Origin of the sequence: Exiguobacterium sp. s183, from assembly GCF_018617655.1 — a bacterium.
Taxonomy (GTDB): domain Bacteria; phylum Bacillota; class Bacilli; order Exiguobacteriales; family Exiguobacteriaceae; genus Exiguobacterium; species Exiguobacterium aestuarii_A.
Window position 1 is genome coordinate 751,164 of record NZ_JACSKN010000001.1, and the last position, 22,073, is coordinate 773,236.

A 22,073-nucleotide genomic window follows, 5' to 3' on the forward strand; every position below is an offset into this window, starting at 1 on the left:
TTTTCTTAAAAATCTTCGTGCGCACGGGCCCATTTTTCAAAGCGTGCGTCTAATAAATCAATCAAGTGAAGCATCCACGCTTCTGTCGTCATCGGTAATACACTCGAACCCCACTCACGTTTCCCATGATGCGATAAGATCATATGCCAAATACGGTGATGGACATCAATTGGCAGACGGACGTCTGCACGACGCAGCGTTTCTTCGAATAGAAGTCCACCATACGGCATATGCCCGATCAACGTTCCTAGCGGATTGATGGAGATCCCTGTCGTCTCACTCGTTCCTTCGACAGGCGACAGTTTTTCAAAACGGTTTGGGCTCGATAAAAGGTGACTGTATTCATATATTTTCCCGATGTCATGGAAGAGGATTCCTAGCGCAAGCTCATCCCAATTGAGTGGTTCCTTCCGCTCTGCCATCGCTTCACATGCCGCATATAATGATTCGAACGTACCTTTATAGGCTTGTTCGATTTTAACACCGTTCATCGTATTCCAAAGGTCGACTTTATGCAACTGCTCGGCTTCTTTGATCACACGGAACACCATTGCCAAATAATCGTCCTGCTCCTGAATTCGATATCCGAGACGCAACATGCAGGCGGTATGCTTCAGCAATCCTCCTGCGTAATTGTGATGATGATAAAGAGCTGCAGGCGAAAGTACAAAGTCATCCCAGACGAAATCAAGGAGTCCGTATGCAATCTGTTGATAGGTCGGTGACAACGTATCGATTAAACTGAACAACTCATCTGCAAACTGCTCCATCGTCTCATCACCCGGTAACCCTGGGAGTAAAGAAATCGCCTCATCTTTTGAAATCGGTTGGACACGATCGATTGTAATCGACTTAGCACCGTCCGGTTTTGGATAGACATCGATTTTCCCGGACAATTCGATTACACCCGATTCATAGATCGGAAGTAGTTCACTCTCATTTCCACGTAGCCAATGCTTCGCACGCATCATCCCGCTCGCCGTCGTAACACTTAACTGTAGCCATTTCGCCCCGCTCTTCCCTTCTCTCACTTCGACCGTACTAACGAGCGCTTTCGTCTGAACAGGAGCCCCGTCTGGCAACTGATCTAACCGCTCTTTCGATTTTTCAATTTGTGGTATTTGAAATCTTTCACGGTTCGTCGATAAACCTGTGACCGAATCAATTTGTTGATAATAATTCATGAACATTCCCTCCTTGCATCTTCTGACATTGTATCGCGTTTCTACACATTAGGCGAACATACTTTCTAGTAGGGTCATGATTTCACATTCATTATATTGAAAGCGCTTACGATTATTGGTACGATAAAGATAGTTCTACAAAGGGGGAAACGATAATGATTTCATTAATCGATACGTATGAGCGTTTCATCGCCTCGGGGGAAGCGACACGTTATGCACAAGAGCAACAATCCATCGAACATATTTTACAAACGTCTAGTTGTCCGGTAGAGATGAAGGACTTAGAACAGTCACTCACTCACCTTTCCGGTAATCCATATGCAAAAGATGAGTCACTCGATAAAATCGTCGAACACGAGATGAAAGGCGCTATGGCCGCTCTCGAGCTATCTGGTTACCCACTTCAAACACCACTTGCGAAAGCGGTCATTCTATCTGCTTTCACACGAACGAACCGTCTTAACATTGATAAATTGAAAGAACTGAGCCATGCCGACCTGTTAATCCGAATTCAATCGGCAGAACGGGCATGGAAACGAACATATACATTGTTACACCGCTCGACCCCTATACAGATTTGTGGTCAAATGGATTCGCTCCTCGGTGGCTGCGCCGTTCAGCGCGTCCTAGAGGCGATCAAACAGCCCGGTACGTCAAAAACAGCATAAGAAAAGGAGCGGTCCCCGGGCCGCTCCTTTTCTTATGCTTATCCTTCTGTTACTTCGACTGCATCTGGCTCGTATAACGTGACGTTACGTGCCGGTGAGAATGTTGAGATCGCATGCTTATAGATCAATTGTTGACGACCTTCCGATTCGACGATGACAGTAAAGTTATCAAATGATTTGATGACACCTCGAATTTGAAACCCGCTCACTAAAAAGACGGTCGTTGGAACCATTTCTTTTCGGAGTTGATTCAAAAAATGGTCTTGGATGTTGTAGCTCGCTTTCATGCTGGATTCCCCCTAGTCTTTATCTCTTTAAAATAATCGGAATTTTCGAAAAAACCCCTCTACATCATCATAAATATTTTTATATGATAGTTCAAATGATTTTCGCCCCATATCCACCCAAATTCCATCAAATTGATGACGGAACCACGTCAATTGTCGCTTTGCAAACTGTCTCGTATGTTGTTTCAATAAGTCTGTCGCACGGTCTTTCGAAATTTTTCCCTCAACATACGGAATGATTTCCTTATACCCGATGGCTCGCATCGCCTGAGTATCTCGATATCCTTTTGCCATCAAGCTCTCTACTTCCTCTACAAGTCCTGCTTCCATCATCGCATCGACCCGTTGATTGATTCGGTCATATAGAAGTTCCCGATCAGCGTGGAGGACGAATAATCGGTAATCATAATGTTCAGACGGCGCGCTGTCTGTCGTCTGCGTATCACCTTGCATCGCTACTTCGAGTGCTCGCACGACGCGACGGACGTTATTCGGGTGAATCGTAGCCGCACGTTCCGGATCAAGTTGAACCAACCTTTGATGTAACGCCTCACGTCCCTCGACTTCTGCCAACCGTTCGAGGTCAGCCCGCAACGCCTCGTCCACAGGTCGCTCCACAAATTCATAGTCATATAAAATCGAACGAATGTATAAACCTGTTCCTCCGACAATAATCGGTAATTTGCCACGGGCATAAATATCATCAATGGCTGCACGAGCCAACTGTTGAAAAGCTGCGACACTCATTGCATCATCCGGGTCACAAATATCAATCAAATGATGCGGGATTCCTTCGGCTTCTTCTTTTGTCACTTTTGCCGAACCGATGTCCATGCCCCGGTAAACTTGAACCGAGTCACCTGAGACAATCTCGCCGTCGAACGCTTTCGCGAGTTCGATACCCGTCTTTGTTTTCCCAACAGCAGTCGGTCCTACGATGACGACGACAGGTGTTTTTTTCATACCTCTCACTCCTCAATTAAAAACCCGTCTCCTCATGAGACGGGCCATCAAATTCTTCTTTTTATTCTATCATCAAATACGACGGCAAACAGCATCCAACTACATAAAAGTAATCCGAGTAATAACACGAGTCCATCACTCATCTGCTTTCGCCTCCTTTAGCATCCTCATTCCCACTTTTCACATTTTAGACACAAAATAAATGAGAAAAAAGCACACTTGTGAAGAGTGTGCCAACTAAGATGTATGAGCAACCTACTAATTTAAACCTTATCTTCTGAACCAATCCCAAAAATGGGCACCTTGCGCGACAATCAAATAGTCGAGCCAACGTGTATAATCCATTGGAAGTTTTTCAATGTCATCTTGATAAGTCAAAAATTCTCCGACCCATATGTAATTTTCATGTTCGTTGACGACCTCACAAACAATCCATTCTCCATCTATACCAGCGCCGACGGGGATAAACTGCTCAGGACATTCCCATATTTCTTGATACTCGATGATTTCTTCCACACTAAACAGTTGAATTCCTCCACCGTATGTCGGATGGACGAATAGCTGTGCGCCGTTATGCATGTTCAAAACGTGTATCATGGCTTCGGGTGTTCTTTTTGGCAATCGTTTGATTTCAAGTTCTGTCGCAGGCTGATTGAAGGAAAATCGTAACGTGTCCACATCCCCTTCTTCCCTTTGTACTTTCAATTGATTGTCTGCGAGTCGACTTTTCAATGCTTCTAAGGCAATCAATCCACGGTCCCCTTTCTACACAACGTTTTCTGTTGAATGTAGTATATACCAAACCATTTCATGTTATACAAAAAAGTCATCCGATGCGATAATACTTCACCAGATGACCTCATATGTGTTTCTATATATTCAAGCCACTTCTACGGTCTGTTTCGTTCGTTTGACGGAGACGATAAAGTACAGAATCGCTGTTCCGCTCGCTGCCCACCAGATCATGTCATACAATCCATTCATGAGTCCTGCCATCCCAAACATCGCCGGGATGATCAGCGTCAACCACGACAATACGAGAGCAACACGTGCTGTGATCGCCTCATTCGCTCTGCCAAGTCCCATTCCAAAAAAGAAGAGACCCCATAATAGTGACCAGAAGAACCATGTCAACGCACCCATCGGATCGGCTACAGCGATTGCCATCACCCCGTAAAAAGCGGCTGCGATCGAGACGAATAACGAGAACCAGCCGACGCCACGTCCGTCTAGATTCAAAATGAACGTCACACCGACATATAAATATGTGAACGCGAACAAGTAAATGCTCGCGAGGCCGAACTGCTCTTCAGGACTTGCCCCAATCAGTAACCATGTTGCGATAAACGTTTGCAGGATTCCGGTGAACAAACTGAATACACCGGCACTCTTCATATCGACCTTCCCGAGAAGGACAAGACTATTTAAAAATAGCGCGACGCCACCAAATAATAAACTTACGTTACCCACACTCATTACCCCTTTGTACAGATGTCTGACCTCTATTCTACTGTATCACTTTAGCTTGAATTCGCTTTCAGTGCAAGGGGATTTTTAATTGTTCACGAGAACGTCATCCGTTATTCATTTTCAAGTATTTGAATGGCCTCATCGATGCGTTCTTGCTCTTCATCTGAAAACGTCGGATATTGCGGGTCGATTCGCTCGAGGACATCGATCATGACGGATGAAACGATATAGCGACTGTACCACTCGTCGTCTGCCGGCAAAATATACCACGGTGAAACGTCTGTTGATGTGTGAGTGATCATCTCTTCAAAGATTTTTTGATAATCATCCCAATATTGCCGTTCCTCCACATCGCTGAACGAGAACTCCCAATTCTTTTTCGGGTTTTTCAGTCGTTCGAGCAAACGATCCCGTTGTTTATCTTTCGACACATTAAAAAAGAATTTGATGACTTCAAATCCATTTTCTTTCAAGTACAATTCGTAATCGTTAATTTGACGATATCGCATTTTCCACACTGTTTCTTGATCCTGTTCATCCGGAAGTACCTCGTCCCCCAACAAGTCATGGATACGAGGAGCAATCACTTCCTCGTAATGAGACCGATTCAAAATACCTACTTGACCTCTTTCCGGTAACAGGTCGTGCATTCGCCATAGATAGTCATGCTTCTTCTCTGTATCGGAAGGTTTCTGGAATGCATTCGTCTTTAACCCTTGAGCGTTCAAGTTTGAAAAAATGTAGCTGATCGCCTCGTCTTTCCCACCTGCATCAAGTGCTTGTAAAACGACGACAACCCCGGTCTTGCTCTCGGCGTATAGTCTCCAATGTAACTCTTTCAATCGTTCTACACTGTCCGGAATCAGTTCATCCGTCAAAGTCGAATCATCAGGTTTATCTTTCACATGGGTAGAGAAATCACTCAACTGAATTTGCTTGTTCGGTGTAGCCATATATTCTTTTAGATTCATATTATTTCTCCTTTTCAGTGATCATTCCAATTTGATTTACCCCAAATCGCCACAAAAAATCCCTTCCGAAGTATTTCGGAAAGGATTTCTCAATTAGACTCTTAGTTGATTCCGACAGCATCAAACGATTTCGCAGCCGATACCGCTTGTGGGCTAGTTGCACCGTAAAGATCTTTCGCCGATTGAACGACCGCTTGGCGAAGGCTTGAGAAGTTAGATGTTGGCGTCAAGTAAACATTGAGCGCACGGTAGTAGATATCGCCCATTTCCATCACTCCGATCCCTTGAACAGACACACCGTAGTGTGATCCGCCGCTAGCTAAAAGGTATGCCGCTTTATTCACGATTCCAGAGTTGATGTGCACACCACCATTATCTTGTGTACCTGTGTAACGTTTCGAGTAGTGGTCTGGGTCTCCGTTTGCTGCCGGGTTTGCCATCGAACGAAGGCCGTCTCCCGCTACTCCAGGTGTGTAGATGTCCTCCCCTACCAACCAGTCGAAGTCTGTACCAACACTGTACTCGGCAACTGTACCAAAGATATCCGATACCGCCTCGTTAATTGCGCCAGACTCGTTCTGATAGATCAATCCTGCTGTATACTCCGTGACTGCGTGCGTCAATTCGTGGGCAACAACGTCAAGTGCCCCAGAGAGGTATGTGAATGTCTGACCATCTCCATCACCGTATACCATCTTGCTACCATCCCAGAACGCGTTGTTGTAGCTACGGCTATAGTGAACCGTCGAGTTGAGAGCTGCACCAGCGTTATCATAGCTGTTACGTCCATACGTGTTCTTATAGAAGTCATACGTTTTCGTTGCGTTGACGTGTGCCGAGACTGCTGCACGGTCGTATGTCGTGTTCAAGATGTTATCGACATCAGCCCAAAGTGAACCTGGAAGGCGTGTACGGTTTCCAGCATCGTACGTATAAATTCCTTTTCCACGTGTCGAATCTTGTAAGTAGTAGTATGAACCACTCTTCGTTGTCTTGAACGTCTGACTATATCCAAGAACATCGATCCCTGTTCCTGTGTATGTAGTTCCTGTCACACCGTTCGTCGGTTTTGCGTGTGCTAACTGATCGAATTTATTAAGAACTTCTCCTGTTCCAGCATCAATGAAGTATGTCCAACGTGACGGCTCTTCGGCATCTAAAATCGTTCCGGTCACTTGATACGCGTAGACCGACTTGTCTCCATTTGGATAGACGATCAATTCCGCTTCAGGTTCGAGTTCGTAAGCACCTTTATGTCCGACAAGCGCTTTGTAGCTTGCGATGGCTTTCTTCTCGCTCAATTTGATTGATTTATGTAGATTCTTTACTGATTTTGCATCATCTACGACCGTTTTCAATTGTCCGGCTTCATCAACGACACCTACAACGACACCACCGAATACCGGAACACCGTCTACCGTCTGTTGTAACTTGACGACTTTACCAAGTTTGTCTGATTTCGACTCGATCGTTTTGAATTCACCTTTTGCTTTCACGAACTCTTTGACGATTGTCGTCGGAGCACTTTCAGATGGTTTCGTCAACGTGCCTGACTTCAATTCTGCCGCCCCGACCAATTGTGGTACGAGTAGGACACCTGCGATTAATGATGTAGATACAACTTTTTTCATGTGTTTGCCTCCTTTGTGATGATTCTTACTTTACACAGTTTCCCACAAACAATGTATCCAACTTTTTAATTATTTTGACAATTCTAAATATTGAGTCATAAGCACTATTTAGTTCTTATTCATAATCATTTAGCCACTAAAAAAAGTGCCACCCAGGAGGGTAGCACTATAGACATTAATATACATCTTTTTGCGTAAAGTGATAAAACGCGTACGCGAGAGCGGCCATCGACCAAATGAGAATGACGACTAGAGAAAACGGTAGAGTCATCCCTTCAATCGGTGGAGCTTGTCCTTCCAAGTAGGTATGAAGGCCGAAGTTGACGTTCACCAAGTACTTCGAGCTATCCCAATTTGATCCAAGCGACGTCAAAAGCGGTCCTGAAATGAGGACGGCCATCATAATCCCGATTCCGGTCGCCGTATTTTTCACCAATACCGAGATCATAAGTGAGATTGTACCGACGGCAGCTACAACAAGCCATGAGAGTCCCATCGACATGAGCAAGTATTCCCACATCGGCAAGGTGTGGACGAAATCGGTTGAGAAAGTTCCAGTCGGTGAAGCTTGGAAGCCTGTCAGGATTGGAGCTGCCCAACCATCCCACCCGAGAACAATTCCGGATATGGCGTAACTGACGACGGCGGTTACAAATATTAAAATTGACGTATACAAAAGTGTCGTCAACCATTTAGCAAGCAAAATTTTATAACGCCGTACCGGTCGGGACAGTAGCGTCTTGATTGTCCCGTCGTTATGCTCCCCACTGACGATATCTGCCATCAAGACGATGATAAAGAGTGGTAGTACGAGCGTCGTCCCTTGCGAGAAGAAGACACGCATAAACGTTGGAGCGCCTGGATAGTTCGGGTTGATATCATTATCTAAATAGTATTGATTCTGCTGCACTTGAAACTCAAGGATTTGTCTAAACTCATCTTGGACGTTCGCAGAAGCGAGTCGGTTTTGTGTATCGATAATCTCTTGCTGAAGATCGACACGCCAATCGATCGTCCCTTGCTCTTCACGTTGCTTCTCGATTTGACGATAGTTCGCGTATGTGAACATCGAGACAAGGACAATCAAGATGATCGAGACGACCATCAACCTGCGTTTTCGATGAATTTTCAATACTTCATTACGTATGAGTCCGAGTAAAGATGGATTAGGCAATGTGATCACCGCCTGTCAATGTAATGAAGAGATCCTCTAACGTTTGTACACGGCGTTCGAGTCCGAACACGTCGACATCTCTCTCCATTAGATATCGATTCAATTTTGCTGTTTCCTCAACGTTCATTGATATTCGAATCGTTCGCTCATCGATCACGTCCGCTTGATCGATCCCTTCATAACCTTGAACGATTGGTAACACTTCAAAACTATTGGCGACATGCAAGTCGACCGTCGATGCGAGTTCTTCAATCAAAGCATCGACCGTCCCCACTTTGACAATCTTCCCGCGCGACATGATCGCGACTCGATCCGCTAACAATTCAATCTCCGCTAAGATGTGACTCGACACGAGAACACTCAGCCCCGTTTCTTCGACAAGTCTACGAATGAAAAGTCGTAAATCTCGAATCCCCATCGGATCAAGTCCGTTCGTCGGTTCGTCTAAAATAAGGACGCGTGGATTGTTCAATAATGCCTGTGCGATACCGAGCCGTTGACGCATCCCGAGCGAGTACGTCTTCACTTTATCGTCAATTCGAGCGGTTAAATCGACGAGGTCGATTACTTCTTGAATCCGTTTGTCATCCACGCCAGGCAACATCCGCGCGAACGCTTCTAAGTTCTCACGTCCGGATAAAAATTTGTAAAGTTCCGGGTTCTCAACAATCGCGCCGATTTGATTCATCGCTTGAACGAATTGCTTGTCGACGCGATAGCCACAAATCGAAACACTTCCTTTCGTCGGTTTAATCAATCCGACAATCATTCGAATCGTCGTTGTTTTCCCGGCCCCGTTCGGTCCCAAAAATCCGAAAACCTCCCCTGGATTGACTTCTAACGAAATATTATCGATGATTGTCTTTTTTCCAATCACTTTTGTCAGTTGATGTAACTTTAACGTCGGTTCCATTGTCTCACCTCTTTCTTTATTCTATCGGACAAAATTGAATCTGTCCTATTCGAACATTCACATAGGGCACATCGTCACATTTTTGATATGATGTCTGTATAGAAAGCGAGGTCAGCCCATGAAACATTCGAAATGGTATGCATTTTTAAGTGGCGCCGTACTTTTGACCGGAATCGCCATATATGGTCTTTGGATTGGTTATCAAGATATCGTCAATCCGCCAGAACGAACACTTTCCGTCTCTGAAGACGAACGTCCTGAGCCAGAAGGAGACATCTATGTCGCCCTCGGCGATTCGTTGACTCGCGGTGTCGGCTCGACGTCAGGCGCGGGATATGTACAACCTGTTAGTACAGTACTAGAAGAAGATGGGGTCCGTACACAAAATTTAGCTGTGTCTGGGGCACGTACTGAGGATTTACTTGCTCAACTCGAGCAACCCGAAGTACGTCGAACAATTGAAAACGCACGATATATCACGTTGACCATCGGCGGAAACGATTTGTTCAACCGCGGGGAAAACGTCGACAACTTTGAATCTGTCGATATTCAACAAGTGGTCACGGATGCAAAGACAAATCTTGAAACGATTTTTTCTGAGATTCGCGCGCTGAACGACTCAGCTACGATTGTCTACATCGGCCTATACAACCCGTTTCAAAATGATGAGAATGGACAAGCGTTCAATCAGCTCATCCTCGATTGGAACGCCTCTGCGAAGCAATTAGCGAATGCGCAAAATATCGATGTGATTGACCCGTTCGCCTATATCTCTGATTTATCACGTGATCTCGCGACCGATCAATTCCATCCGAGTGACCGCACGTATGAAAAATTCGCGAATGATGTACTCTTCGTCCTAGAATAATCAAAATCCTCGTCAGCTTGACGAGGATTTTTTTACTTCTCATATCGAACAACCCACTGTTCCCCTTGTTTCATGAGACCAGTCCCGAACCAACCATCTTGGAGTAACTTAACTTGTCTCGCCCGTTCTTCCATTGGAACATCCACCACTTCTGATGTGGGTTGCCATGACCGATGAAGCTCCTTGTAAAAGATATAGCGGAGTTTCCCGCCATACTTTTCTTTCAATGCGCCGATTCGGAGTCCGAGCGTGAACTTGTCTTTCATACTTGGAATATTAAACGGTGCGACCGTCGCACAAACGACATCAAATCGGTTATCCGATTCAACTTGTGACATCAATAGTTTGCCCAAGTGCGTCTGCAACCCATATCCCCGGAAATCTGGGTGGACGTTCGTCACTTCCTGATAAAGGACACGTTCAAGCGAATCCTCCGGCCAGCCGATATCTCGTCCTAAATGTTCATCGTCAATCGGGGGAATCAACATGGCACGGAATGCAATCAGTCGCCCTTCAGACGTTGCCCCAATCAACGTCTGATCCGTCAACAGTTTCGTGAACTCTTCAATCGATAATGATTGATAGTGCTCCGGTTCAGCCAACGCTTGAATTACCGCTTCTTGAATTAACAACAACTCAGGTAAGTCTGACAACGTCAGAACACGCACTTGAAGCGGAAGACCTTTGATCTCACCTTGCCACATGTGAGTCTTCTCCAATCACATATGAATCGATTGTCAGTTCACGCAATAGATCCTCATCGACATCGATGCCGAGACCAGGACGGTCGTTCAATGAGATGATCGGCAAATCATATGTCAAGTTCCCGACATCCTTCCCGAAACGTAACGGTCCTGTCAATTCAACCGTTTTAACAATCTTACTTGAAAAGGCGACATGGAATCCCGCACTCGATGCAATCGACGATTCGACCATCGAGCCGATTTGGCATTCAATCCCTGACATCTCCGCCATATGGACCAACTTTTTCGTCGGATAGATGCCACCGCACTTCATCAGCTTGATGTTCGCTTTATGGGCTGCTTGCATCATCGTCAACCGTCTCATATCGTGAATGTCTTTCAGACCTTCATCGATCATGAGTGGCACCGAGATTTTTTGTTTCACTTCGAGCATGCCTTCAAAATCATCCGCCTTGACCGGTTGTTCGACCCAATCGATTCCGTACGGTTCGAGTAGACGCATAGCTTGGACCGTGTTGGCTGCATTGACCCACCCTTGATTGACGTCGACCCGAATCGGAACACTTGGTCCTACGGATTCTCTCACGGCTTTGACACGTGCCACGTCCGTTTGTACGTCGACCCCGACTTTCATCTTCACGGCCGTATAGCCCTGTTTGATTTGATCAAGAGCCTCTTGTGCCATGTGATCCGGTTCCCCGATACTCAAGACGTGTGTGACCGGGAACGACTCATGGTATCGACCGCCAATCCATTCGTAAATCGGTTGTTTCAGTTTCTTTCCGATCAAATCGTGACAGGCGATATCGAGCGCTGCTTTTGCTGCAGGAACACCTTTTATCGCACGGTCCATCTCATCATGAATCCGCTCCAAATGCATCGGATTTTTCCCGATCAATAAAGGTGCCAATAGATGACGGAGGACACTCACCGTACTTTCAGCTGACTCTCCCGTCACGTGCTCATCCGCTACCGCTTCCCCATAACCAATCAGTCCGCAAGACGTGGTCATTTTGACGATGACAGATGGCATATCGTCATAACGATGATAACTCACGATAAATGGAACTTTTAGTGGGAATCGAACTGAGAAAATTTCAATGCTTTGAATGTTCAAGTTCATCACTCCTTTACTTCGTCTACGCTTTCCTCTATATTGTCGTTATATAGTCGTTAAATTGCAAGGGGGATTTTGTGATGTCCATCCATATCGCCGTCGTCGGCTCACCAGCGTTTATTCAACATATTGTAAATGGTTCTTCCTTACCCGATGTCCGGATTGAAGGGCTTCCTTATGATGACCCACGCGAAGCGAGAGACATCGCCCATCAATTACACTTTTTTGACGGTGTTTTCTTCTCCGGTTCATTTCCGTATTCGTACGCGATGGAGAAGGCGAACCTCCCGTATGCTCATCATGTCGTTCAAGACGATGTCGTTTTATTGACTTCACTCTTATATATGACGTTGACGCAACACGTCGAGCTCGAACATCTATCGATTGACCTCGTCGACTCATCACGACTTGCATCGGTGTTAGAGCCATTTCCCACTCGTATCTCGCAATCGCAAGTGAAACAGCTTCATCCAGACATGAATTTCGAGGACTTGATTGCCTTTCATAAACAACTTCAAGAAAATGGGACGACACGATTCGCTTTGACGAGTGTCGAGCAAGTCCATCGCCGGTTAAGAACCGACGGCTATCGGAGTCAACTCATGATTGAACCGAAAGAGAGGATTCTTCACCATTTTAATGATTTTCTTCAACAGATTCGATTGCAAAAATCAGATCAGTCTCAGTTTGCCATTCTTCAGTATTCGAATTCGAGTGAAGAGACGTTAGCACACGTGTCGGACCAACAATTCTTCGGTGGCAAGTTGCTACAATCGAATGAAGAGGGAGTCACAATCTTATCGAATAAAGGCAAAATTGAGACCGCTATTTCAAATGGTGTTGTTTTACCGAATCCCTCGTCTGTCCATGTCGGCATCGGATATGGCTCAGACTATCAGCATGCTCTCGACCATGCACGACTCGCGCTTTATGCAGAAAGTGAACGTCTGATGCGCATCGTCGATGATTCGAAGCGACTGATGTTCTCGGATCAACCATCACCCATTCATTTTCGTGTCACGCAAACACGAGTTTACGACATGATGAAACAGACCGGTATGAGTCCGACCAATATCGAAAAACTCATCCACTTCTCACAAAATCAACTTGAGTTCACGGCTAAAGAGTTGACCGATTACTTACATGTCACCCGTCGCACGACAGAGCGACTCATCAAAAAATTGGTTGATACAAAACTCGTTCATCCGATTGGCGAAGAGATGAGCTACAGCCAAGGTCGTCCGCGCACCGTCTATAAATTTCAATTCCCGGTCGATTGACGACCGGGAATTGTTTTATTGGGCTGCTTGCTTCACAACTGAATCTTCTTGCTGAATAACCGCCATGCGCTCGATTGTGAACCCCGTAAATGCATACAGAATCGAAATGACCGGTACGATAAAGTTTAAGACGGCGTACGGCGCGTATTCGAATGCCCCGACCCCGAGCGTACCAAGAATGAATACCCCACACGTATTCCACGGGATGAACACCGATGTCAATGTTCCACCGTCCTCGAGTGCGCGAGATAAGTTTTTTGATTGTAATCCCATTTTTTCATAAGCCCCTGCAAACATACGTGACGGGACGACAATCGAGATGTACTGCTCCGAACAGGTTGCATTTGTCGCAATCCCTGCCAAAATTGTTGAAGCAATCAACGAACCTGCCGTCTTCGCCAACTTCAAGATTTGATTCATGATCGATTGCAGCATACCTGAATATTCTAAGATTCCACCGAACGTCATCGCAACGATCGTCATGGAGACCGTATACATCATCGCATCAAGACCGCCACGGCTGAAGAGGTTGTCGACCAATTCATTACCTGTATCAATGACATAGCCACTTTGAAGAGCACCTACGCTGTCTGAAAGTGACCCGCCTTGAATGAACACTTGAGCCAAGAAACCGAGGGCAATCCCGACGACGAGTGCTGGAATCGCCGGTACCTTCTTCGCGACGAGCAAAATGACCGCGAGCGGCACGACGAGTAACCATGGCGAGATGACAAAACTATCTTCAAGAATGTTAAGCGTCTGTGTAATCTCTGACGAGTCCGTCGTCGAATCCGCAAACCGTCTACCAAGCCAAGCGTATACCCCTAGCGCGATGATGAGTCCTGGAATCGTCGTATATAACATGTGTCGGATATGTACGAAAAGATTCGTATGAGTCAGTCCTGCCGCCAAGTTTGTCGTATCTGACAATGGTGACATCTTGTCCCCGAAATAAGCACCTGAGATGACGGCTCCCGCAACCATCGGAGCTGGTATCCCCATACTCAGTCCGATCCCCATCCCTGCTACACCAATCGTTCCCATCGTCGACCATGAACTCCCAATCGAGAGCGCGACGACCGCACAGATGAGGCAAATCGTTAATAAAAAGTATGCCGGCGAGATGATCTTCAGTCCGAAATAGATCATCGTGGCAACGATTCCCCCACCAATCCAAGCACCGATTGTCAATCCGACCAAAATGATGATGACGACTGCCGGTAAAGCGAGACGAATCCCTTTATACATCATCTCTTCAATCTCTTTCCACTTGAACCCATGACGCCAGGCGACGAGCGAAGCGACCGCCGTCCCGACGATGAGCGGGATGTGTGGTCCTTGTCCGAGTTTGACGATTGAGATGAGCATGACAACAATCATCACACCAAGTGGTAAGAGCGCCCACCCTAGCTTCATGTCTTGCTTGTTCCCCGTTGTTTCCATCTAACTTCCTCCCCTATAGCGAAAATTCAGAATTGTCGTTATATTGTCGCTAATAACGTTATGATAGCGCTTACACTTATTTGATGCAATAAAAAAATGAGTGGACAGACATCTGTCTATCACACTCATCCTGAATTATGTTGCTGCAATCCGGAGCGCATCCGCAAGCAGGCGTGCCCCATTTTCTAACGCGTCACGGTCAAACGTCATATGCGGATGATGAAGACCTGGACCTAAATCTGCACCAATTCCAATCATCGTCGCATCAAGCGTCGGTTTCTCAACAGTATAGAAATGAAAATCATCGCTACCTGACGTGACAATCCTCTCGACGAGAGCCGACTGACCGAAGCGTTGCTCGATCGCCTGCTTCGCAATCTGACTCGACTGTTCCCCAACGACCGCTCCCGGTGTAAAGTCTTGCCACTCCCACTCTAATGTCACACGATGAAGCTGACCGACATGGAGTAACATGTCTTCGACACGGTTTCGCAGTTCGAGCAATTCCTCATTTTGTTGAGCGCGGACATCAATCGAGAACGTCGCATTTCCTGGAATGATGTTCATGTTGTCACTCCCGGCGTGTACTTTCGTCAACTTGACGGAGTGTGGCTCAAACGGTGATAAGTAAATACTTTTGAGCATGTGTTGAATCGTGAAGATGACATCGAGTGCGTTTTGCCCTTGATGCGGTCTTGCGCCGTGCGCGTCATCCCCAATTACCTCTCCCTTTAAGAAGAAGGCAGCACCATGCTGAATCGCCGCCGCATACTGGCCTTTCTTCAACTCTTCTTGTGGACGCAAATGAATCCCGAAAAGTTGCGTCACGTCTTCTAACGCCCCACGTTCGATCATGGCGAGGGAACCATTCCCTTGCTCTTCGGCAGGTTGGAAGATGAAACGGATCCGCTTCTGTAATGCCTCGTCCTTCAACTGTTCGAGTGCACCGAGTACCATGCTGATGTTCGCGTCGTGCCCGCATGAATGGTTCGCACGAAACGTACCGTCCACTTGTTGCCATAACGCATCGATATCGGCGCGGACTGCAATCACGTCTTCTCCCGATCCAATCTCAGCGATCACCCCGGTCACATTTTCAAACGTCCGATGTGGAATCGACCAGTCCGCTAAAATCGATGAAATCGTTCGGGTCGTCTCAACTTCTTTCCAACTGATTTCTGGATGTGCATGAAAATGTTCAAACCATTTCAATACGTTTGTCATATGTATCTCCACACCTTTATATTTTTTTGACACCTTTGATGAGAACCCATTGAAGCGGGAGTCGTCCCCATGTGATCCATTTCGGAATGACTTTCCCACCGATTCTAGATGGCTTCACGGCCATATTGATATTGGCTGGGAAGACAGCGATAAAGAATGCCGGTAGCGTCCGTTTCACGAACGACGTTCCTTTGTTGAGTAAGAGCATCGCCCCGAAGACGACTTCCACGACTCCGCTCAGTTGCACCATCAAGCGGCGGAACGGCCAAGACTTTGGAATAATCGACATGAACGCCTTCTCTCTGACAAAATGTAAAATCCCTGCCCCGAATAATAACACCCCATATAAATTTCGTACCATATTTCATCCTCCTTTTGTATAAGCATAGCAAAAAAGGCGGGCACGTTGCCCACCTTTTACAATGCAGAACCGTTTGCGTTTTGAATCTCGACTTGAACCGTTTCCGTTTTTCCGTCACGGACATATTCGATGTCGACCGTTCCGTCCGTATCTCGAATCAATTCACTGCGGAGGTCGATGAACGAGCTGACGTCTTTGTCATTGATTTTCACGATGACGTCACGCGCTTCAAGACCCGCTTTTGCGGCTGAACTGTTTTGCTGAACTTCTACGATAATCGTTCCGGCCGTTACCGATTCAGGTAAATTGATTTGTTCCGTCAAGTAACCTGGAGGGAACTCTGACACATCACGTAGCGATACGCCGAGCGAAGGATGATTCACTTCTCCCGTCTGTTCGATTTGATTGATCAGCGGAAGGGCGATGTCAACCGGAATCGAGAATCCGACTCCCTCGACTTCTGCCGTCGCAATCTTCATCGAGTTGATTCCGACGAGTTGTCCTTCTTCGTTGATTAACGCACCACCCGAGTTACCTGGGTTGATGGCAGCATCTGTTTGAATGACCTCAGCGTTGAAGTCAGCCTGTCCGTTCTCATCCGTATCCACCGGCACGAGACGTGACGTCGATGAGACGACTCCGCGTGTCACGGAGTTTTCGAATTGTCCAAGCGGATTCCCGATGGCGATGACCGTTTGTCCAGGTTTCAATTCGCTCGATTTTCCGATTGAGATGACAGCTGGTACTTTGTCAGCATCCACTTTCAAGACCGCCAAGTCATACGTCGCGTCACTGCCCATGAGCGTTGCTTCCGCTGTCGTTCCGTCATTAAACGTGACCGTCAGCTTGTCTGCCCCGTTGACAACGTGATGGTTCGTCGCGATAAATGCCGAATCACCTTCTTTTTTGTAGATGACGCCCGATCCAACGCCAGCCTCGACGGCTTCACTCGAGAAGCCAGTTTGGGCGAAGTTGTTCACGGTGACGACTGCAGGTTGAGCGGTTGCGACGGCATTCGTGACTGAAGAGTCAGACACGTTTGATGACGTCTGGACCGGAGTCCCTTGCGAGGTCACGTTCGTGTCACTCACATTCGTTGCGGGTTGATCGATAAACGGATAAGCGATTGCGCCCGTCAACAATGCCCCGATGACCCCACCGACAAGTCCTGGGAACATGCGGCTGACGAATGAAGGTTTTGACTGTGTTCGTACTTTTGTTTCTTCTCGGTTAGATGAACCGAGTTCTGTATCTAACCAATCTTTTTGCTGTTCTGATTCATGTAATTGATCGTGTTCATTTGATTGATCGTGACGATCCATAATGATTCATCTCCTCTGTGTTATCTTCTACCCTTACTATAACGAAGAGGAACACTCATTTATAAAATGATAAATGAATTACAAGATTCTTCACATTTTGCGTCATTTCATTCAGACAATCACATTTCTTAGCGTGCCCAGACCTTCAATCGTCACTTCGACGGTGTCTCCCGTTTGAAGATAGGTCGGTGGTGTCATCCCGTGCCCGACTCCGGCTGGCGTTCCTGTCGCGATGATGTCACCCGCTTCAAGCGTCATGCCTTTCGATAACGTACGAATGAGCTCGTCAATCGGGCGAATCATATCGTCCGTCGTTCCGTCTTGGCGCGTCTCCCCGTTGACATTCGTTTTGATTCGGAGAGGGAACTGAAGCTCGTCCGGCGTCACGATGAACGGTCCCATCGGACAGAACGTATCGAACGACTTACCACGGAAGAATTGGACATGTTCTTTTTGCACATCCCGTGCCGTCACATCGTTTAGAATCGTGTATCCGAAAATGTGTTCTTCGACCGATTCGATGTCTCGTCCCGACTTTCCAATGATGACGGCAAGTTCGCCTTCGTAGTCGAGTTTGTCCGTCAATTCCGGATGGCGCTCGATGACCGCTTCCGGTCCGACGACTGAAGTTGGTGCTTTCGTGAAGATGACGAGTTTCCCCGCTCCCGCTGTATCCATCTCTTTCACGTGTTCTTCGTAGTTCTTGCCGATACAAATCACATTTTTCAATGGACGGTACGGGGCGAGCAGTTTCACGTCCGTCACTCGGTATGAGGGCGCCACGTCCAAATCAATATCCGGTTCGAACTCACGCGCAATCACTTCTAATAAGTTAGTCGTATGTACTTGATTGCTGACATCGTAGACGAAATCGCCCTCGATGATCCCTACTCGTCGCTCTTCTTGCATGTCAAAACTACACCATTTCATCAAAAATCCCCCTTTTCATCATTATACAAAAAAATCGAGACATTTCTGCCTCGATTACACTTTATTCAAAAAGATGATTCGTTGATTACTCGATCCACGAAAGCGAAGTCTCATGTCTCGTAGCGACTGTTCAAAGCGACCATCAACGAGCACATCTGCGTAGTCTAACACCGTTTGAACGGCTCCATCTTGCATCGCTACCAACTGTTCGATCGTATAGCCCGTATACACCCATACATTTTTACCGAGCGACTTACATGCCTTGACGAGTTTTGCTAACTCTGCAGATTGAAGAAATGGTTCGCCGCCTGAGATGGTCACGCCGTCCCAACCACTGAGCTCGATGCGACGGACAATCTCATCCACTTCGATTTCCTCACCGCCGGCTGGATTCCACGAGGAAGGATTGTGACAACCTTTACAGTGGTGAGGACAGCCCGCAGTAAAGATGACTGTTCGAATCCCTGGTCCATCGACGACGGATTCTTCAACGACGGATAGAATGCGCATCGTGTTTCACCCTCGCCCGTTCTTCTTCTCGCTTCGCCGTATTCCAGCGGTCCATCGTCCCGACCAAATAGCCAGTGATACGACGGATCCGTTCGATTTTCTCATCTTCTCCACAAGTCGGACAAGCCGCGTCAATCAAGCCTTCAAGCCCGCAATTCCCGCAGCGGTCGACGGGGTGATTGATGGAACCGTAGCCGATATCATGCTGGCGCATCAAGCGAACAATCGATTCTACCGCTTCCGCATTATGGGCAAGCGAGCCATCGACTTCGACATAAGAGATGTGTCCCGCGTCACACAACGCGTGATACGGTGCCTCAATCCGGATTTTTTCGCGGATGGACACGGTTTGATATACAGGTACGTGGAAAGAATTTGTGTAAAAGGCACGATTTGTCACTCCGTCAATCATGCCGAAGTCTTCCTGGTCTCGCGTCACAAATTTACCTGACAGTCCTTCTGCCGGTGTCGCGAGCAACGAAAAATTCAAGTCGTACGTTTCGGCTGCCGCACGCATGCGATTGGCCAAGTGCGTGACGATATCGAGACCGAGTCGTTCCGCTTCACGCGACTCGGCATGTGTACTGCCTGTCAACACCTTCAACGTTTCAGCGAGTCCGATGAAACCGAGTGAGAGCGTTCCTTGTTTCAGCACATCTCGGACCTCATCATGAATATGTAATTGCTCACTTCCACGCCAGACACCTTGTGTGTAAAGGAAACGGAATTCTTCAGCGCGACGCGTGCATTGATACTCGAAACGCTCAATCAACTGTTCGATGCCGATGTCGACATATCGGTTAAGAATACGGTAAAAGTCAGTTAGTGATTCAGAGACAATTGCCATCTTCACCAAGTTGAGTGTGGAGAAGGATAAATTGCCACGACCGACTGATGTCTCTTCTCCGTGTCGGTTTCCCATAACCCGAGTGCGGCAACCCATATACGCCACTTCAGATTCATGTGTCCCATCATAGTATGCGGCATTAAACGGGGCATCGATGAAGGAGAAGTTCGGGAATAGTCGTTTGCCTGTGACGCGACACGCTTCACGAAAAAGATCAACGTTCGGGTCGTCTTCGTTGAAGTTGATGCCTTCTTTTACTTTAAAGATTTGAATGGGAAAAATCGGGGTCTCCCCATTCCCTAACCCACGTTCTGTCGCACGAAGTAACTCCCGAATAAGGATGCGTCCCCACTTTGAGGTATCTGTCCCGTAATTGATCGAGACGAACGGGACTTGACCGCCACCTCGTGAATGCATCGAGTTCGCATTATGAATGAACGCCTCACACGCCTGATATGTCGCCGAGATCGTTTCTTCTTCTGCGAGTTGTTCCAATTGTGTCTTGTCCCATTCAACAGGGAGTGATTGGAGTCGGTTCAATTGGCGCTCATATGTCTTCTCGACATACGGTGACAAGTCGACGTCAAACATCGGGAACGCTTGCCCCCCATGCTGCATATTTTGATTCGCTTGAAGGATGATGGATGCGAGCGCCATAGCGGAGCGAATGTCCTTTGGCGACCGGATTGTTCCATGCCCCGTATGGAATCCATCTTTTAATAATTGACCGAGTGGTATTTGACAACATGTCGTCGATCCTGTGATGTAATAGTCGGCGTCGTGCACATATAAATAGTTATCAGTGACGGCCTGTTTTGATCGCTCCGACATCAAGTATGTCTGCGACAATTCTTTCGACACTTCTGAAGAGAGTCGTGCTAGTTTCCCAAGTGGGGACTTTCCGTCCACATTCGCATTTTCTTGTACTAAGTCTTGGTCTGGTAAGACGCAGACATCCTCATACAACTGCAATAATTTCAAAACCCATCACCTCACTATATATGGATTAAAAACATTCATAAATGTTTTTTAAATCCTATATATAGATTATGACACGTATTTTTCTTGATGGTCACGAGTCGATATTGTGACAGTTTACGTGTGAGCATACGACAAAAAAGAGCCTCGTCTTCGGTAAGACAAGGCCCAACGTTATTTGTGACAAACGTCATTTATTTAGCAGCTTTGACAACTTTTAATTCGACTTCTTCCTCTAATTCTTGCGCCTCACGGAGACCTTTTGAGTTGAGCCATGTATAGATTGCTCCCATGAAGAGGGCGCCGCCGATAATGTTACCGAACGTCGCAGGAATCAAGTTGTGGATTGCACCCGCCATACTGATCGTCTCAGGGTGTGGGACGACGAGCGTCAAGGCGAATAAGACGAAGTTGGCGATAACATGGTCGAATCCTGAAGCGAAGAAGACCGCGACAAGGAAAATCATCGAGAAGATTTGAGCGAATTCATTTTTCATTTGTTTCGGTAAGAAAATAGCGAGACAGACCATCCAGTTACAGAAGATGGCACGGAAGAAAATTTCGACCGTCGTGTGATGCATTTTCCCCTCGACGACTGAGAACAGCCAGTTGTTCATCCCTAGTTCTTGGATGACACCAGTCGGTGCAAGTAGTAACGCGAATAGGATTCCCCCAAGTGCGTTCCCGACGAAACATAATAACCAAACGAGCATCGTGTCGCTGAGCGTCGTATAGCCGCGAAGTGTCGACGTCGTGAAATACATCGTATTCCCCGTGAACAACTCCGCTCCCCCATAGATGATCATAACGAGCGCAATCCCGAACGAGAAGCCCCCAATGAGTGTCGTGAACGGAGATTCCGCTAAATACATACCGTTGACGACTTTCAACGTGAAGATTGAAGCAAAGCCGATAAAGATCCCGGCTAACATTGCCCGTAAAAAGTATTCCATTGGACGATAATGAATCATTTGCGAGGAAGCCTGTGCTTTTTTCCGTAATGATTCAAGTGCATGGATTTCCATTGATGCCATGTCACAAACCCTTCTTTCTGGATAATTAAATAGAAAAGTATCAGTTCGAATATGTGAAATCATTAACAATATAAACTGTACAGTCTCTGTTGGCAATCACCTCTAGAAGGAATTGACAGAGTGTTCACATCGTAATCGTTTACATATGGCGGATTTGTGACAAAGAAAAAGTGCTCCGATTTCTCGAAGCACTT

Annotated in this window: 22 protein-coding genes; 3 read left to right on the forward strand and 19 right to left on the reverse strand. The window is 46.7% G+C overall.

Translation table 11 applies throughout. The features are described 5' to 3' along the window. Nucleotides 1-5: 5 nt before the first annotated feature. Nucleotides 6-1,184, reverse strand: coding sequence for an HD domain-containing protein (locus KNP62_RS04030; protein ID WP_214783478.1), 1,179 nt, complete (start codon nt 1,182-1,184; stop codon nt 6-8). A 155-nt stretch (nt 1,185-1,339) separates the two neighbouring features. On the opposite strand from KNP62_RS04030, the gene KNP62_RS04035 reads away from it, so the two are divergent. Next, nucleotides 1,340-1,852: a hypothetical protein gene (locus KNP62_RS04035; RefSeq protein ID WP_214783481.1), complete on the forward strand. Its 513-nt coding sequence runs from the start codon at nt 1,340-1,342 to the stop codon at nt 1,850-1,852. A gap of 38 nt (nt 1,853-1,890) precedes the next feature. Here KNP62_RS04035 and hfq read toward each other — a convergent pair whose 3' ends face one another. The 8 genes from hfq to KNP62_RS04075 form a co-directional block, all read right to left on the reverse strand. Continuing rightward, nucleotides 1,891-2,139: an RNA chaperone Hfq gene (hfq, locus tag KNP62_RS04040; protein WP_012726185.1), complete on the reverse strand. Its 249-nt coding sequence runs from the start codon at nt 2,137-2,139 to the stop codon at nt 1,891-1,893. A 27-nt stretch (nt 2,140-2,166) separates the two neighbouring features. Next, nucleotides 2,167-3,102 carry a tRNA (adenosine(37)-N6)-dimethylallyltransferase MiaA gene (miaA, locus tag KNP62_RS04045; protein ID WP_214745249.1) on the reverse strand — a complete coding sequence of 312 codons (936 nt, stop codon included), beginning with the start codon at nt 3,100-3,102 and terminating at the stop codon, nt 2,167-2,169. Nucleotides 3,103-3,372: 270 nt separating this feature from the next. Beyond that, the gene (locus KNP62_RS04050; protein ID WP_214783484.1) at nt 3,373-3,852 is read right to left on the reverse strand and encodes an SMI1/KNR4 family protein; all 480 of its coding nucleotides are present in this window, start codon (nt 3,850-3,852) and stop codon (nt 3,373-3,375) included. A 129-nt stretch (nt 3,853-3,981) separates the two neighbouring features. Continuing rightward, complete coding sequence (locus tag KNP62_RS04055) at nt 3,982-4,578, reverse strand: AmiS/UreI family transporter (protein WP_251125569.1); 597 nt, start codon at nt 4,576-4,578, stop codon at nt 3,982-3,984. Nucleotides 4,579-4,682: 104 nt separating this feature from the next. Beyond that, a complete protein-coding gene (locus KNP62_RS04060; RefSeq protein WP_214783490.1) occupies nt 4,683-5,543 on the reverse strand; it encodes a PPK2 family polyphosphate kinase in 861 nt (286 codons plus the stop codon). 101 nt (nt 5,544-5,644) lie between these two features. Beyond that, nucleotides 5,645-7,174, reverse strand: coding sequence for a M4 family metallopeptidase (locus tag KNP62_RS04065; RefSeq protein WP_214783493.1), 1,530 nt, complete (start codon nt 7,172-7,174; stop codon nt 5,645-5,647). A 175-nt stretch (nt 7,175-7,349) separates the two neighbouring features. Next, nucleotides 7,350-8,348, reverse strand: coding sequence for an ABC transporter permease (locus tag KNP62_RS04070; protein ID WP_214783496.1), 999 nt, complete (start codon nt 8,346-8,348; stop codon nt 7,350-7,352). Then, complete coding sequence (locus tag KNP62_RS04075; protein WP_214783499.1) at nt 8,341-9,261, reverse strand: ABC transporter ATP-binding protein; 921 nt, start codon at nt 9,259-9,261, stop codon at nt 8,341-8,343. Before KNP62_RS04075 ends, KNP62_RS04070 begins: the two co-directional genes overlap by 8 nt. Before the next feature lie 118 nt (nt 9,262-9,379). Here KNP62_RS04075 and KNP62_RS04080 point away from each other — a divergent pair, with 118 nt between their 5' ends. Continuing rightward, nucleotides 9,380-10,129 (forward strand): GDSL-type esterase/lipase family protein, encoded by a 750-nt coding sequence (locus KNP62_RS04080; RefSeq protein ID WP_214745256.1) that lies wholly within the window; start codon nt 9,380-9,382, stop codon nt 10,127-10,129. Nucleotides 10,130-10,161: 32 nt separating this feature from the next. Here the strand turns inward: KNP62_RS04080 and KNP62_RS04085 are convergent, their stop codons facing one another. Both KNP62_RS04085 and KNP62_RS04090 read right to left on the reverse strand, forming a co-directional pair. Further along, nucleotides 10,162-10,833 carry a GNAT family N-acetyltransferase gene (locus KNP62_RS04085; RefSeq protein ID WP_214783502.1) on the reverse strand — a complete coding sequence of 224 codons (672 nt, stop codon included), beginning with the start codon at nt 10,831-10,833 and terminating at the stop codon, nt 10,162-10,164. Then, nucleotides 10,820-11,950: a mandelate racemase/muconate lactonizing enzyme family protein gene (locus tag KNP62_RS04090; protein ID WP_214783505.1), complete on the reverse strand. Its 1,131-nt coding sequence runs from the start codon at nt 11,948-11,950 to the stop codon at nt 10,820-10,822. The genes KNP62_RS04085 and KNP62_RS04090 overlap by 14 nt, the downstream gene beginning before the upstream one ends. Before the next feature lie 80 nt (nt 11,951-12,030). On the opposite strand from KNP62_RS04090, the gene KNP62_RS04095 reads away from it, so the two are divergent. Beyond that, a complete protein-coding gene (locus tag KNP62_RS04095) occupies nt 12,031-13,230 on the forward strand; it encodes a hypothetical protein (RefSeq protein WP_214783508.1) in 1,200 nt (399 codons plus the stop codon). Nucleotides 13,231-13,245: 15 nt separating this feature from the next. Here KNP62_RS04095 and nhaC read toward each other — a convergent pair whose 3' ends face one another. The 8 genes from nhaC to KNP62_RS04135 all read right to left on the reverse strand — a co-directional run bounded on the left by nhaC (nt 13,246) and on the right by KNP62_RS04135 (nt 21,870). Continuing rightward, nucleotides 13,246-14,646 carry a Na+/H+ antiporter NhaC gene (gene nhaC / locus KNP62_RS04100; protein WP_483299203.1) on the reverse strand — a complete coding sequence of 467 codons (1,401 nt, stop codon included), beginning with the start codon at nt 14,644-14,646 and terminating at the stop codon, nt 13,246-13,248. 162 nt (nt 14,647-14,808) lie between these two features. After that, nucleotides 14,809-15,897 (reverse strand): amidohydrolase, encoded by a 1,089-nt coding sequence (locus KNP62_RS04105; RefSeq protein WP_214783513.1) that lies wholly within the window; start codon nt 15,895-15,897, stop codon nt 14,809-14,811. Between the two features lie 16 nt (nt 15,898-15,913). Beyond that, nucleotides 15,914-16,258 (reverse strand): DoxX family protein, encoded by a 345-nt coding sequence (locus tag KNP62_RS04110; protein WP_078146805.1) that lies wholly within the window; start codon nt 16,256-16,258, stop codon nt 15,914-15,916. Nucleotides 16,259-16,314: 56 nt separating this feature from the next. Further along, a complete protein-coding gene (locus tag KNP62_RS04115; RefSeq protein ID WP_214692061.1) occupies nt 16,315-17,580 on the reverse strand; it encodes a S1C family serine protease in 1,266 nt (421 codons plus the stop codon). Nucleotides 17,581-17,691: 111 nt separating this feature from the next. Continuing rightward, a complete protein-coding gene (locus KNP62_RS04120) occupies nt 17,692-18,510 on the reverse strand; it encodes a fumarylacetoacetate hydrolase family protein (protein ID WP_214783516.1) in 819 nt (272 codons plus the stop codon). Between the two features lie 54 nt (nt 18,511-18,564). Beyond that, nucleotides 18,565-19,020, reverse strand: coding sequence for an anaerobic ribonucleoside-triphosphate reductase activating protein (gene nrdG / locus KNP62_RS04125; protein ID WP_214783520.1), 456 nt, complete (start codon nt 19,018-19,020; stop codon nt 18,565-18,567). Next, nucleotides 18,998-20,848 (reverse strand): anaerobic ribonucleoside triphosphate reductase, encoded by a 1,851-nt coding sequence (locus KNP62_RS04130; protein WP_214783523.1) that lies wholly within the window; start codon nt 20,846-20,848, stop codon nt 18,998-19,000. Before KNP62_RS04130 ends, nrdG begins: the two co-directional genes overlap by 23 nt. 191 nt (nt 20,849-21,039) lie before the next feature. Further along, nucleotides 21,040-21,870, reverse strand: a complete 831-nt coding sequence (locus KNP62_RS04135) for a formate/nitrite transporter family protein (protein ID WP_074035310.1) — start codon at nt 21,868-21,870, stop codon at nt 21,040-21,042. Nucleotides 21,871-22,073 lie beyond the last annotated feature (203 nt).